The following is a 14,099-nucleotide window of genomic DNA, read 5'->3' as shown; positions in this document are numbered from 1 at the left end:
TATAAATCATAATTTTTTGTTATTTCTCTTCAGGAACATCCAGTTTCTCCACCTGTGTTTCTTCAAATTCACCAGGCAGGCGCAAAGTATACAATGCAGATTCGACACGACGGATAAAATTGCGCTTATCCGTCTCTGGGGCGAATACGAAGCCTTCAACGACTACAACCCGATTATTCTTTTCGTCCAAACGTGCATGACTAACGAACGGACCGCCCATCATATCACCTTTCATATGCCACAAACCACGCAGCACACCACAATATTTGTCATTTACCGTTGTCGGGGTATAAGTCACCCATGCTGTATCCGTAGCCATATAAGATCCCGGAAACGTTCCCGGCATATTCAGCTTCATAACAGAGTCACGTTTTGCAATCAGATAGTCGGCTGTAAAAGTATTGGCATCCTTATATGGAAAATCATAGACGACAATATCCGTACGTCCAGTATTAGCATTGTTGGAAGCCCAGAAAAAGCCGGTCGTGTCACGGAAATAAGTCATGTTTGCCGGAGCACTCAACATAACGTTAAAGCGATCCTTCACATGATCCATAACCACCGGACTGTGTTCTTTCTCCAATTGCTCGATCGTACGGTTTCTTTCACATTTGGTAAAAAAATCCACTATGTTCCGTGGATGAGCCTTTACGTATTCAAGAATGGCTGCATCGTCAGGAGCTGTCAACGTCATCACAACCTGGCCTTTCGCCCAGCGATTGTTCTCATAGTTCAGTGAAACTTTCGTATACTGAGACTTATCTATCTTAACAATCAAAACATTGCGTACATACGTTAACAGACCGTTAAACTGGTCAGGAGTCGCATAGGTGATCTTAAAGGCTGGTTCGGACTGTGGCAGTCCCGGAATATCGGAAGTCAGTTCGGCTTTGATAGCCTTTCCGGCAGGAGCATCCCAGTCAGCTTTATCCATCGTCACAACAATTTCATAGGCGAAACCGGTAGCATTTCTCATCACCGGGCCCGAACTACATGCTCCCATCATGATAAGAAGCACTAAAAAGCTGATCAATAAAGAATGTGTTTTCATACCCGTTTAATTTTTTTGTTATACAAATATAGCTTCTTTTCCCTCAAAAGATACCATTTCTATTCTTTTTGTTGTTTCTTAGCTGTAGAAAGCATCCCGCATGCGGCAAATATATCTTCTCCTCGTGATGCCCGGATCGTACAAACAATGCCAGCTGCATTCAACGTATCCCGGAACGCCTCCATTCTTGCCAAGTCCGAACTTTCCAACGACACATTGGGGATTGCATGAAAACGGATCAGGTTGACTCTGCAAGGGACTTTATCTAATAAACAAACCAAAGCCTTCGCATGTTGAAGATCATCATTCAAATTTTTAAAAACAATGTATTCGAACGAAATACGGCGTTGGTGCGTAAAATCATATTGTTTGATCGTCTCGATAATATCACGCGCAGGAAAAGCCTTTTCAACCGGCATCAAGGAGAGCCGTTCGCCCGGATAAGGGGAATGCAGGCTGACGGCCAAATGGCATTCGCTCTCTTCAAGAAACCGTTTTAATCCTTTGGCAACTCCGATAGTCGAAACTGTGATTCGCTTCGGACTCCATGCATATCCGTAAGGAGCAGTCAGGATTTCCAATACTTTAAACAGCTCATCCACATTGTCCAATGGTTCCCCCATTCCCATAAAAACGATATTGGTCAGTTCCTCCGTTTCCGGTAAGGATTGTATCTGGTTCAGGATCTCGTTAGCTGACAAGTTCTTGGTAAAACCCTGTTTGCCAGTCATACAGAAAAGACAATTCATTTTACACCCTACCTGGGAAGAGACACACAATGTCGCCCTGTCCTCCGTCGGGATATACACAGACTCAACAAAATTACCGGGACCGGCAGGATACAAATACTTGATCGTTCCATCCACCGACTTCATCAAATCGGAAGGAGGCACGGCTCCCACCTCAAAGCTTTCCTCCAACAAGGTGCGTTTTGCCGCGGCAATATTCGTCATCGCTGCTATAGAAGTAACTTTTTTCTTATACAGCCAGTCAGCTATCTGCTTGGCTGCATAACCTGGAAGTCCAGCTTCGGAAGCCACGCCTTTCAGTTCTTCTAAAGTCATTCCCAATAAACGTCTTTTCTCACTCATAATCCTTCTTCTGTTTCTTTCATGCAAAGATACAAAAAAACCGCCAATCGACTGCGATTGGCGGTTTCCTATGATGAATTGGCAGTATCTGGCTGCCACAACAGTTCAACTATTAATAGAAGCGGATACGGTTATCTTCTACATCAGCTTTATTAACTAATGACTGGATAGCCTGGAAACCGAAACGGTAAGCGTTAGAAGCATCCAATGTTTTGATTTCGGCAGCTTCGTCATAATTCTTGGCATCCTTGTTCTGTTCGTATACCTTAAATACATATACACCGTTGTTACCGGCAACCGGAGCGCTCAGCTGATCTTTCTGAGCCAAGGAAACCATTGCATTCAACTTCGGTTCAACACCGATACCTGCGATACGGCGCGTTGCAAAGCTAACGAACTTAACAGAATCTGCAGAAGAATTCATAGCCTGAGCATAAGCATCGACAGAACTCAAATTCTTAGCAGACAGATCCTGCACGATCTTTTCTCCCTTCTTCTGGGCGATCAACTCTGATTTCAACATTGGAGTTACAGATTCCAAAGAACGGTAACCTTCTGGCAACGTACCCTGAATAGCAGCAATCACAAACTTATCGTCACATTCGAAAATTTCAGAAATATCACCTTTGCTGTTCTGGAACGCCCACCGGATTACCGGACGCGAATTCTTGATAGAACCCAGCAACTGGTCGTTAGCAGTTACTGTCACATTAGACAACAGGTTGTAACCGGCTTCTTTAGCGGCATCATCCAATTTATCCATATTCTGATTCTTTGAAATGAACTGGTTCAATTCATTATAAATGTTACCATAAGTTTTTGTACTCGGCGATACGGTCATATCGATATCTGCCACTTTATATTTGTCAACATTTGCAGTCTTATCGGTAACCTTGATGATATGTGTACCATACAAAGATTTTACAATTGAATAATCATTGACCGGAGTCGAGAAAACAGCTTTTTTGAAATCATCATTTACACCTCTCAAAGCTGTCGCTTCAGTAAACCAACCCAGTTCACCCCCCTTTTCAGCAGCTTGGTCAGCCGAATATTCCTTTGCTAAGGCAGCAAAGTCACCACCTTTCTTCAATACGTTCAACAAGCTATCGGCTTTTGCTTTGATAGCAGCTTCATCGCCTGTATTTGCCAACATAATATGACTGACCTTCACAGAGTCAGGAGCAACGGTTTTATCGACCAACTTAAACAATCTGTATTTATCGTTTTCAAAAACAGGACCGTATACGTCACCAACATTTGCAGTCTTTACAAATTGCTTCATTTCAGGGTCTAATGCATTCTCTGTAAAGAAAGCATCCATATAAGGTATTTCAGAATTTTCCGTCACCAAATCAGCCACTTTTTCAGAAGTAGCCAACTCACTCTTCAATGCTTCGATCTCCGCACTTGCTTTGTCGTAGTCTTCTTTGCTTGGACGGATGTCGACAGCGATATATTTGATTACTTTTCCTTCTTTCTGCTTGAACAACTCTTTACGCTGATTGTACAGCTTTTCGATGTCACTCTTGCTTACCTGTATTGTAGAATCAGGAATAGAAGCATAAGATTGCATTGCATAAACGATATCAGAACTTACAGCCGAACCGTCGAAAGCATCTTTTGCATCCAGTTTGTTGGCTGAAACAGCCTTGCTCAACAAAGTCGTATATTTCTGTTCCAGACGCTGACGTTTGATATTCTTTTCCCAGAACATCCAGAACTGACGAGCCTGCAACAACTGCGCCTGCTGGTCAGCAGGATAATTGGCGATATTATCATCGTCGATAGTCTTTAAAAAGTTTAATAATGCAGTTTTGTCAAATGCACCTGTCTGCGGATTCACGAACATCTGCATCTGTTGGATCATCGGAGAAATGTTTTCACCTTGAACCATATCGAACAGTTCTTCAGGACCTACTCCCATTCCTAATTCGGAAGTTGCTTCATTCAAAACGATATCCTGTACCATACCATCGAATACAGACTGACGGATTTGAGTCTGGTATTCTTCGGGCAGACTAGTGGAACCTGTCTGCATTTTGTACATTTCAGTCATTTCGTCCACACGATCCTGAAATTCTTGAATTTTAATAACTTCTCCGTCTACTTCCGCAACCTTCTCCTGCGATTGTCTGAAATAAGTAGAACCGGAGTTCAAAAAGTCACCGATGATAAAAGCGAACAATGCCACCCCCACAACGAGTACCAGCAGTCCTGCTTTGCTTCTGATTTTTTCCAGCGTAGCCATTTATCTTTATCTATTTTAAAGTTTATTATTCTACATTTTAAGGGCACGAAGATACGAAAAAAAGAGATTGCTGCATCTTTTTATGCTCTTTTTTTAATTAACTCACTACTTTCATACGAACTAATTCGATTTTCGTAGCTGTCACTTTTATGATTTTAAAAGAATATTTATCGATTACAACCGTTTCATTCAACTTCGGAAATTTCTGATAAAAATGCAATATAAAACCGGCAATCGTCACATAATCGTCCGACTCCGGCAATTCCAGGTCAAACTTCTCATTCAGCGTATCGATCTCTATACGACCGGACAACAGATACTCGTCATCTTCCACCTTCTTGGCGACATACGACTTGATATCATGCTCGTCTTCTATCTCTCCGAATATTTCTTCCACCAGGTCTTCCAAGGTTACGATTCCCGAAGTTCCTCCGAACTCATCCACCACGACAGCCATGCTTTTCTTGTCCTGCATCAAGACTCTCATCAATTTATTGGCTGCCATCGTTTCGGGAACGATCGAGACGCTCCGGATACTCTGTGTCCAGTCATCCGGGTTTTTAAACATTTCCGAAGAATGGATGTATCCGACAATATCATCTATATTTTCATTATAAACAAGTATCTTGGAAAGTCCCGTCTCTATAAAACGGGAACGCAATTCCTCAAGAGTAGCCGTCTTATCACAAGCTACAATTTCCGTACGGGGAACAATACAATCACGCAAACGCACATTCGAGAAATCAAGTGCATTCTGAAAAATCTTCACCTCCGTATCCATATCTGAATTTTGAGGCGCATCTTCAATACTCTGCTGAATAAAATAATCAAGGTCGACTTTACCCAATGCCCGCTGCGTCGAACCGGTCACATTCTTTACACCTGCAATTTTCAGAATCAGGAAAGAGAGCAAAGAAGAAAATTTAGAAATCGGATACAAAACAACATATATGATTAACAAAGGCACCGAAAATAACGTAAGCGAAAAGTTCGGATTCAATTTAAAAACAGTCTTTGGAATAAATTCTCCGGTAAACAATATCAGGATAGTCGAGATTATAGACTGAATCAAAACAATCAGTGCCTCGTTATTTACCAAATGCGCAATAAACGGTTCCAGTATAATCGCCATCTGCAAACCGTAGACCACCAACGCAATATTGTTTCCGACCAGCATTGTAGATATAAACTGATGCGGGTTCCGGTAAAATACATCCAGAATCTTACTCGTTAGGCTTTTTTCCTTTTTGTCAAGTTCGAAACGTAACTTATTGGAAGAGATAAAGGCGATCTCCATTCCTGAAAAGAACGCAGAAAAAGCCAATGATATTAATATGTATGTAAGTGCGCCCATTACTTCTTTTTATCCATCTCGACCGGCACCAATTTCTGTGGAGCCGCTTTTTCCATTTGTACCGGCTGCTTCTGCGGAACAGTTGCTGTAGCAGGATTGACGGCTACGGGTACAGAATCTGCCGGAACAGTATTTGGGGTCGAATCGGTCGTTGCCGATTCACTGACTGGGAATATCCCCTGAGAATTAAATATCTTATATTGAGTCATATTCTGATTTGACTCGAATCCGACACCTGTTATAATCTTATCTTCTTCTTGTATCCGAATGTATTTATCAGAATAGACTTTTTCTTCTTTCTGGTCCCAAAAAAGTAAGGAAGTTTCAAATTTTTTCCCTTCCAGATTCTCAACCTTCACATTACCTATCAGTTTCCATAGTCCTTTCTTCTCATAGTTATAAGCCGTATCAGCTTTAAGACTTGCTTCAATATTAAACAAGGTATCGAATTTCTCCACATAAATACCTTCTGGAAAATACGAGAACGGTTCTTTTGCTTTATCGAATTTCAAAAATTCTTTAGCGGTAGCACGATAACGCGTAATTCCCGAATCGGAGAACTGAGTAGTATAATCAGTAGTCCTCAGTGTATAAGTTGTTTCGGGATCGAAAGCAACCACAACAACTTCCTTGTTATCGCCATTACAAGAGGCAGTAAATAAAAGAAGCATAACAACTACCACTAAGATAGTTGTTATGCCTTGCTCGTTCGTTTTACAAAGAAAACGCTTCTTAATCATAATTATCTGATTGTGACAGTCTCACCAATCCAGCCCCCGATTTTGAAAGTTTTTCCTTTTTCCAGATCCGGGTGCATGAAAACTTCTTCCGTAGAAGGAAGGTGAGCACGATAAGTATTAGCCAATTTACCAGCGTCTTCTGCTACATTCTGGTCTACCTGTCTTGCCTTTTCAAATTTATCGATAGCTGCATAGTAAACAGCTTTCGCCAAAACGGCATCATTCGGATAGATAGATTTTGCAGATTTAGCATACATATTACCGATCAGAATGTACGGTGCACCGTAATCAGGATTGGTTTCGATTGCTTTCTGGCAATATTGTCTTGCTTTTGACATATTGTTCTGTTCGAACAACAGTACACCGATCAGATAATAGTCTTCAGCCTTTGAAACAGCATCCGTTTCCATATTGGCAGCTTCTTCAAAATACTGAATAGCCTTATCATAATCTTTAGCTTTTACAGCCTGTTTTGCAATACCCAGAGCGGCATCCGCACTCGGTTCCAGTTTATAAGCATAACCTGCAGCAGTATAGAAAGCATCGATTTCCTGGCAACGAACACGTCTCAACAGAGATACGATTTCTTTCAATGCAGGCAGATCGTCCTTTGCTGCTTCAACTTTGGAAGCATACATATTCTGCAATGTTTCGCAATCAGCAGCACCACTTCCTGCAAAACCGCCATCGATGGCAGACTTGTAGGTAGTCAGGTTCTTTACTTCTTTTTCATTATTTGCTGCTTGAGCTGCAGCCAACTGAGTTGCAATGATTTTGGAACATTTCAAATAGTCTTCCAAATAAGTTTCTTTGAAATTAGGATCAGCCAACAATTGACGGTGAGATCCCATCATATACAAGGATACCCCCATTGCTTCAGAGTTTTCACCAAACTCATTGATCACTTCACCTAACCAAGCATAATACACTTTCGGATCTGCATTATCTCCCTTAAGACGGATATAATCAGCAGCCTTACGAGCAACAATCCAGTCCTTACCATACTTCCGGTCATTACCGAAATATTTCACACGCGTATCATAAACCTTCATCAAGTCATCGATAAGAGCAGCTTTCTTAGCCGGATCTTTCTCGGTATTGATTTTCCAGTCCATGATTCTCACACCATACAAGTAGATATCCTTATGAGCTCCCGGGCATTCGGTATAAGCCTGATGCCAGAATTCATAAGCATCCTTGAAATTCCCTGCTTTGGCGTAAGGGACAAACAAGCTGATATTGGTAATACAACGTACGCTATCTTCACCAGAACCGAACGGAGTACCAGTATCCACACCTTTTTGTGCATAAGCTCCGAACGACATCATAGAGCATCCGAGAGCCAACAATAATACTTTGATCTTCATATTTATTTCTATTAAAGTTAACTATTTAGTTAATCGACCTTAAATTTCATAAACCATGCTTCATTGAACGTATAATTCACAGTAAAACGGAAATACTGTTCATCAATCATGTTCATCTTCACTTCCGGTTTCTTTTTCACATACTCAAACGATATATTAATCAATGAACGGTTATCGATCAACGGTAACCCCAGACCGAGACTTGCTCCGATCTCGTTATAACCGTCTCCGGAAGGGTTGGCATCTGTCCGGTTCATACGCAAATAAGAATTGCCATAATGAACACCTGCACGATAACGAATCCGGCTGAAATATGATTTGCGCATATAATCCGGTATATATTCGCCACCTACCGCTACTCGGTAACGATTCTTGAAATTACCTTTTTCCCCAAAGTAAAGCATTTTTCCCCAATCTTCATAGGAAAAATCGGCTGCTAACGTTAATTTATTTTGTTTTACATAAGAAAGGCCCACTCCATACGAATTAGGCAGCGCAAACGCTTTCCCACTAATCGTATCAGATTGAAGCACTTCTCCATCCGATCCGGAAGAAGTATAGGACTGAGTCAATTGATAGGATTTTGCATGCAAACTCTTTTTAGGAGAAAAAACAAGCCCTAACGTCACACTCTCCGTTTTACTTAACGGATGCGTATATTGCAATCCGAAATCCATTTTCAAGTCACGTACCCTCAATTCCTGGTTACGATTCGTATTATATGCTCCTGTTCCTTCACCACTCATGATCACAACTTGTTCATGTTTGATATTCCCAAACAGAAAGCCGAAATTTGCTCCCACAGCTAAACGCTTTTTCCAGATATCTATAGAGATACCTCCATATAAATCACTCAAACCGCCCGAACCGTTATAAGTTTCTGTAAATGTTACTCCTTGGTCGTTACGCAAAGTACCAAATTTATAACCGACATAAGAATAAGGCAACAAACCGATACTCAAGGCTATCCGGCGATGAATCGGAAATTGCATCGCGATATATTCCACATTTCCGTTGATATCGTTCTGCCGGGCATTTCCGTCATCAAACCATGACAACTGACCGGCAACACCAAAATCAAAGAGAAAAGTCAGGGAGTCCATGCAACTGTATGATGCCGGGTTCATCGGATTTATTTGTTTTGGCGAACGTAATCCGTAACCTACACCGCCCATGGCTCGACCTGCGCCGAACGAACGTTCTCCCAAATCACCATACCCGAAACGAGTATAGGGCGAGTTTGTATTGTTTTGCGCCATCAAAGGCAACAGTATGAATATAAGAACGCTTGTTATTAGTACCTTATTAATCTTCAACATTATACTCTAAGATTCTGTTTAATCCTGTCAACACTAAATTAATGTCTGCAAAGATGGAGTTTTTTAGTCGTCTTTCAAAATAAAACGAATGACCGCCTGTTAAAAAAACCAAAAGGTTAGGATATTTTAGCCGAAGCATTTCGATATACCCATCCATCTCGCACACTATACCATTTACTACTCCAGCCTGAATGGCTGTTTCCGTATCCGTTCCGACCAGAGGAATGTTCTCCTGTTCGACCACCAAAGGTAATTTCTTTGTAAACTGGTTCAATGCCCTAAACCGGGTTGTCATTCCAGGCGAAATATTCCCCCCTAAATAAGAGCCGGAAGCATCGATCAATTCATACGTAATAGCTGTTCCGGCGTCAATCACCAACAAATCCTTTCCGGGTTGTAGGTAATTGGCCCCGACAGCGGCAGCCAACCGGTCTCTGCCCAATGTTTTAGGCGTTTTATATTGCACCTTGATCGGAAGAGATACAGTTTCGTCCAAAAACACAAAATTCCGAAGATTGTTTTCCAAATACGCAACCAATTCGCCATCTTTATCTATCACTGTCGAGAATATCCCTTTTGTCAGCGGGTATTTCTTAAAGATAGAAGAGATGACTTCCACGTCGAATTTCTTAAACACAAAAGAAGCCTCCATATGCCTCTTGTTGTATACAGCCACCTTCGATGATGTGTTTCCTTGTTCTATAATGAGATTCACGTGTCTGAATTTTTCCGCAAAGAAAAACAAAAATGATGAGATAACAGACATATCGAAGGCACAAAGTATAAAAAACAGGAAAGGAATGACTTCCTTTCCTGTTCCATTATATAATATAAAGTTCAATTAATCAGCTAAAATCATCAATTCTGCACCCGACGCAAAATCCTGTCCGCGCTGCTCGCTCAATGCGGTAAAACGGATATAGCGGGCTTTGACCGGCTGATCGAACAACACTTTCTTTTCCTTCAGGTTATTTTCAAAAGTACCTTTCAAGATCGGTTCGCCCCAGTTTTTACCATCCTGGCTGACACTGATCGAATAATCTTTGATATTACCATTCGATCCGTCCTGACGGGGAAGGAATGAAAAACCTTTGATCTGTTTTACTTCACCTGCATCTAAGTCCACCCAATGCGGATATTTAGCAACGGTAACAGAAAACATCGTATGCCAGATCGTATTCGGATCACCATCCGTCAAGTTCTTGGCATCTCCGTAACCGGACTCTTCGCTGCTTGTATAGACCACTTCCGTCTGGATACTCTCTATTTTACTAAAAGAAACCGTTGCATTTATTTTCGGATTATCTTTAAACCAAGCTTTTACAGTACCACCATTACGGAAAGGTATGGCTTCCGTATACTCCTTCGCTTTTCCTTTCCCGTCGATCGTATAGCAAATCACAGCATTTTTACGAGCCGATGAAAGTTCTACAGCTCCGGCTCGATTACGCATAATTGTCAACGGCATTTCTCCAGCAGGCACAACATTTGCTGTAACGTTTAAATCTTTTCCGACGGGACGAATTATAAAACCCATGTCATGATGTCCGGCAAAGACGCGATCCTGCTCCAGCGGTCCGCCTTGTCCACAACTGTTACCACCCAGCCCGGTCACAGCCGCATCCAAATGCAGATACGTATCTCCCGCAACCGGCAATTGGTAGGGATGAGAAGCCAAAATCAAATCCAGTGCAGAATATTGAAGAGCCGATACAGACAAACGGTCGGCAGCCACAAACACAGCACCCTCACCCTCCGGATCGGTCAGGGCACACCAGCGTACATCCTCATGATTACCCATATCTTGCGGTTTCGGGAAATTCACAAACTCACCAGCCACCGTATTCTTATGTAATTCGATAAACTGTCCGCTCTTACGGTCGGCATAGTTGTCGATCGGACCACGTCCATAATAGGTAAAGCCAGTATATTGCTGCGGGACTTTCATCACATATCCAAGGCGAGGCAATACCAGACTCGGACGGTTAGAAGTGATGCTCGACTGCAATTCGATAGAGCCGTCAGGATAAACGGTCCAGATCTGATTTGTCGTAAATTTGAAATCATTTTCTCCAAATCTCTTATCTGTCAGTTCCTCTATACTATTCTTCCCTGTGCTAGTTCCACCTTTGATCTTAGCACCATTCGGCGCCTGCGATTCGATAGTAAAGGCCAAGACAACCGAACCATCGTTTCTTTCCAATACCGTACTGTTCATTGCCCGATGTTGCAGGTTATGCAAACCGTGTTCAAACCACTGCGAATAAAACCAATTGTCGTTATTGGTAAAAGCACGCAAAGCGTCAAGCTTCGGACCGTTTCCATCAGCTATAATAGTCTTGCCTCCATAGGTCAGGCTATAGATCGTCCCTGTCTCCATATCGAACTTGGCTACGAAATTATCACCGCTCACCGTTTTAATCGAAGTATCAGACTTATCCAGTTGCACTTTTCCGACAGAAGCCGTCACGGCACTGATGGAAGGGCGTGCTGTGGCTTCCTGCAATAAAATTTGTTCCTCCGCCATCACAAACCCTTTTTCAGCCCACGGCATATCATGCTTAAGAAGAAATTGCACCTTTACAAAGTACTCGGAATCATTCTTAAGTTTATCAAAAGATACAGGTATTGCCACTTGTGCTTTAGTACGAGCAGGGATCGTTCCCGAATTAACCAAGTCGGATCGAATCTCCTTTCCGTTTTCATAAAGCGACCATCTTATATCATAATCCGAAAGGTCTTTAAAATAGTATTTATTGAATATCTCAAAAAGCCCCTTCCGGACATCGACCGCTTTCACATCAATATGCTGATAAACTTTCTTCACCTCATAATACTGCGGTTTCGGTTCCAGATCACCAAACACAATACCATTCATCACAAACTGACCGTCATTCGGAGTATCACCGAAATCCCCTCCATACGCCAGATATCGCTTACCGGTCTTTTTATCATAATTATACATCGACTGGTCCACCCAATCCCAGATAGCACCGCCACAGAAAAAGTTTGTCGACTCTATCGCCTCCCAATAATCCACCAGGTTACCACAAGCGTTCCCCATAGAATGAGCATATTCGGAAATATGGAACGGATATTTGATATCATAATCACCTTTCACCGCACCACGCGTCCAACCGATAGACGGATACTGGTTCGAACCCATATCCACTATATCATTATTACGTTCATATTGGACGGGACGGGATTTATCCACCAGCTTCAACGCATCATAAGCAGCCACAAAGTTTTCCCCCGGTCCAGCTTCATTGCCCAACGACCAGATCACGATAGACGGATTGTTGATATTGGCATGAACCATCTCCATCACACGTGCGACATGCGCCTTTTTCCATTCTACCGGATGCGAAAGAGAGGCAGCGCCGTAATAATATTCATGCGACTCTATATTGGCTTCGTCTTCCAGATAAAGACCATATTTATTGCATAAGAAATACCAATAAGGATCATCCGGATAATGTGAATTACGCACATGGTTGATATTGGCACGCTTCATCAGCATCACCTCTTTTTCCATCATATCGCGCGTGATGGCATGCCCGACCGCCGGATTCGACTCATGGCGGTTGACACCTTTCAACTTGACGGTCTTACCATTTATATAATAGTAACGTCCGGCTAATCCAAATTCATCATCTTCAGCCGGCGTATCTTTGATTTCCACCTTGCGGAAACCGACTATAGTCGAAACTGTTTCCACCGTTTTGTCTTTGGCATTTTTCAACTCCGCCACCAGCGTATAACGATACGGGTATTCAGCCGACCATTTGTTAGGAGCCTTTACATTTAATAAAGCCTGCGAAGTTTGCGTCTGGCCCGGATTTATGACATCTACTGTTGCCGAAGCAGCCACATTATCGACTTTCGTGTTCTCATCCGAATATAGTTTGTTGGCATACAGCGTATATTCCAACTTATACCCTTTAGCCGCTTTCTTATCCAGATTCCGTACATCAGCCGAGATCGCCAGCGAGCCATCCCTATAAGCAGCATCCAGATCAGGAATCACGATCAGGTCGCGAACGTGTACTTTCGGAGCTGAATAAAGAGCGACCGTCCGGAAAATTCCCGGCAGGCGGAACATATCCTGTGCTTCCAGAAAAGAACCGTCGGAACTGCGATATACTTCGGCGGCTACCACATTCGTTCCTTTACGGAGATAAGGAGTAATGTTGAAATTAGCCGTATTGCGTGAATTCTTGGAGAAACCCACATAACGACCGTTAATCCACAGATAGAAGAAAGAGTCGACTCCATCAAAGCTGATAAAAACTTCTCGTCCGTCCCAATCCTGCGGTATCTCGAAGTCACGACGGAAAGAACCGACTTCATTCCGGTGCTTGTAAGTCGTCCAGTTTGTCGGCGGAGTACGCATCACGCCTCCGCGCCAGTCGTCGACCGCCACTTTATGCTGGAAGATTACCGGCTGGTTCACATAGATTGGAACTCCATATTTCAAGCTACCGTCTTTTTGGACTCCGTATATATTCCAACTGGAAGGAACCGGAATATTATCCCAACCGGATACATCAAACTCTGTCTTATAGAAGTCTTTCGGCCGTGAATCGGGATCAGGCGCCCAATTGAACTTCCAGTTTCCATCCAGAGACTGCCAAAATTTACTGTTTTCCGGCAATACTTTACGGGCACTTTCCACATCCTGGAAAGGGAAAATATAAGCATGCGGTTGTTCTTTGTTCAGAGCCAGGTTCTCAGGAGACTCCCACTCTTTACCGGTCGGTGCTTCCACCGGTCCGTAACCAAATCCCCCAAGCGGCAATTGATCAGCCATGCTATAAAAAGAAGCACAGCAGAGCGCTAAGGCTAACGAGATTTTTTTCATGATGTTCATTTTAGGAATAATAGATTTTATTTGTGTATTCATTCTTAGACGTGCCAAATCGT

General features: G+C 42.5%; 9 protein-coding genes. All 9 read right to left on the bottom strand.

The features are described 5' to 3' along the window. Positions 1 to 19: 19 nt before the first annotated feature. Positions 20 to 1,051: a DUF4837 family protein gene (locus NQ564_RS02335; protein WP_008148848.1), complete on the bottom strand. Its 1,032-nt coding sequence runs from the start codon at positions 1,049 to 1,051 to the stop codon at positions 20 to 22. Positions 1,052 to 1,110: 59 nt separating this feature from the next. Next, positions 1,111 to 2,142, bottom strand: coding sequence for a 23S rRNA (adenine(2503)-C(2))-methyltransferase RlmN (rlmN, locus tag NQ564_RS02330; RefSeq protein WP_008148849.1), 1,032 nt, complete (start codon positions 2,140 to 2,142; stop codon positions 1,111 to 1,113). Between the two features lie 112 nt (positions 2,143 to 2,254). Then, complete coding sequence (locus tag NQ564_RS02325) at positions 2,255 to 4,393, bottom strand: peptidylprolyl isomerase (protein WP_021862641.1); 2,139 nt, start codon at positions 4,391 to 4,393, stop codon at positions 2,255 to 2,257. A gap of 97 nt (positions 4,394 to 4,490) precedes the next feature. Further along, positions 4,491 to 5,747, bottom strand: a complete 1,257-nt coding sequence (locus NQ564_RS02320) for a hemolysin family protein (protein WP_008148852.1) — start codon at positions 5,745 to 5,747, stop codon at positions 4,491 to 4,493. Beyond that, positions 5,747 to 6,487, bottom strand: coding sequence for an LPS export ABC transporter periplasmic protein LptC (gene lptC / locus NQ564_RS02315; RefSeq protein WP_008148853.1), 741 nt, complete (start codon positions 6,485 to 6,487; stop codon positions 5,747 to 5,749). The genes NQ564_RS02320 and lptC overlap by 1 nt, the downstream gene beginning before the upstream one ends. A 2-nt stretch (positions 6,488 to 6,489) precedes the next feature. Further along, entirely contained in the window at positions 6,490 to 7,854 is a 1,365-nt protein-coding gene (locus tag NQ564_RS02310) for a tetratricopeptide repeat protein (RefSeq protein ID WP_008148854.1), read from the bottom strand. Between the two features lie 29 nt (positions 7,855 to 7,883). Continuing rightward, positions 7,884 to 9,173: a membrane protein gene (locus NQ564_RS02305; protein ID WP_008148855.1), complete on the bottom strand. Its 1,290-nt coding sequence runs from the start codon at positions 9,171 to 9,173 to the stop codon at positions 7,884 to 7,886. Beyond that, positions 9,160 to 9,939, bottom strand: coding sequence for a type III pantothenate kinase (locus tag NQ564_RS02300; RefSeq protein ID WP_081450213.1), 780 nt, complete (start codon positions 9,937 to 9,939; stop codon positions 9,160 to 9,162). Before NQ564_RS02300 ends, NQ564_RS02305 begins: the two co-directional genes overlap by 14 nt. A 75-nt stretch (positions 9,940 to 10,014) precedes the next feature. Beyond that, a complete protein-coding gene (locus tag NQ564_RS02295; RefSeq protein WP_449406519.1) occupies positions 10,015 to 13,986 on the bottom strand; it encodes a glycoside hydrolase family 2 TIM barrel-domain containing protein in 3,972 nt (1,323 codons plus the stop codon). Positions 13,987 to 14,099: the final 113 nt, after the last annotated feature.

The organism is Parabacteroides johnsonii DSM 18315 (assembly GCF_025151045.1).
GTDB lineage: Bacteria > Bacteroidota > Bacteroidia > Bacteroidales > Tannerellaceae > Parabacteroides > Parabacteroides johnsonii.
The sequence above is the reverse complement of the archived record's forward strand: the minus strand, read 5'-3'. Positions and strand labels throughout refer to the sequence as shown.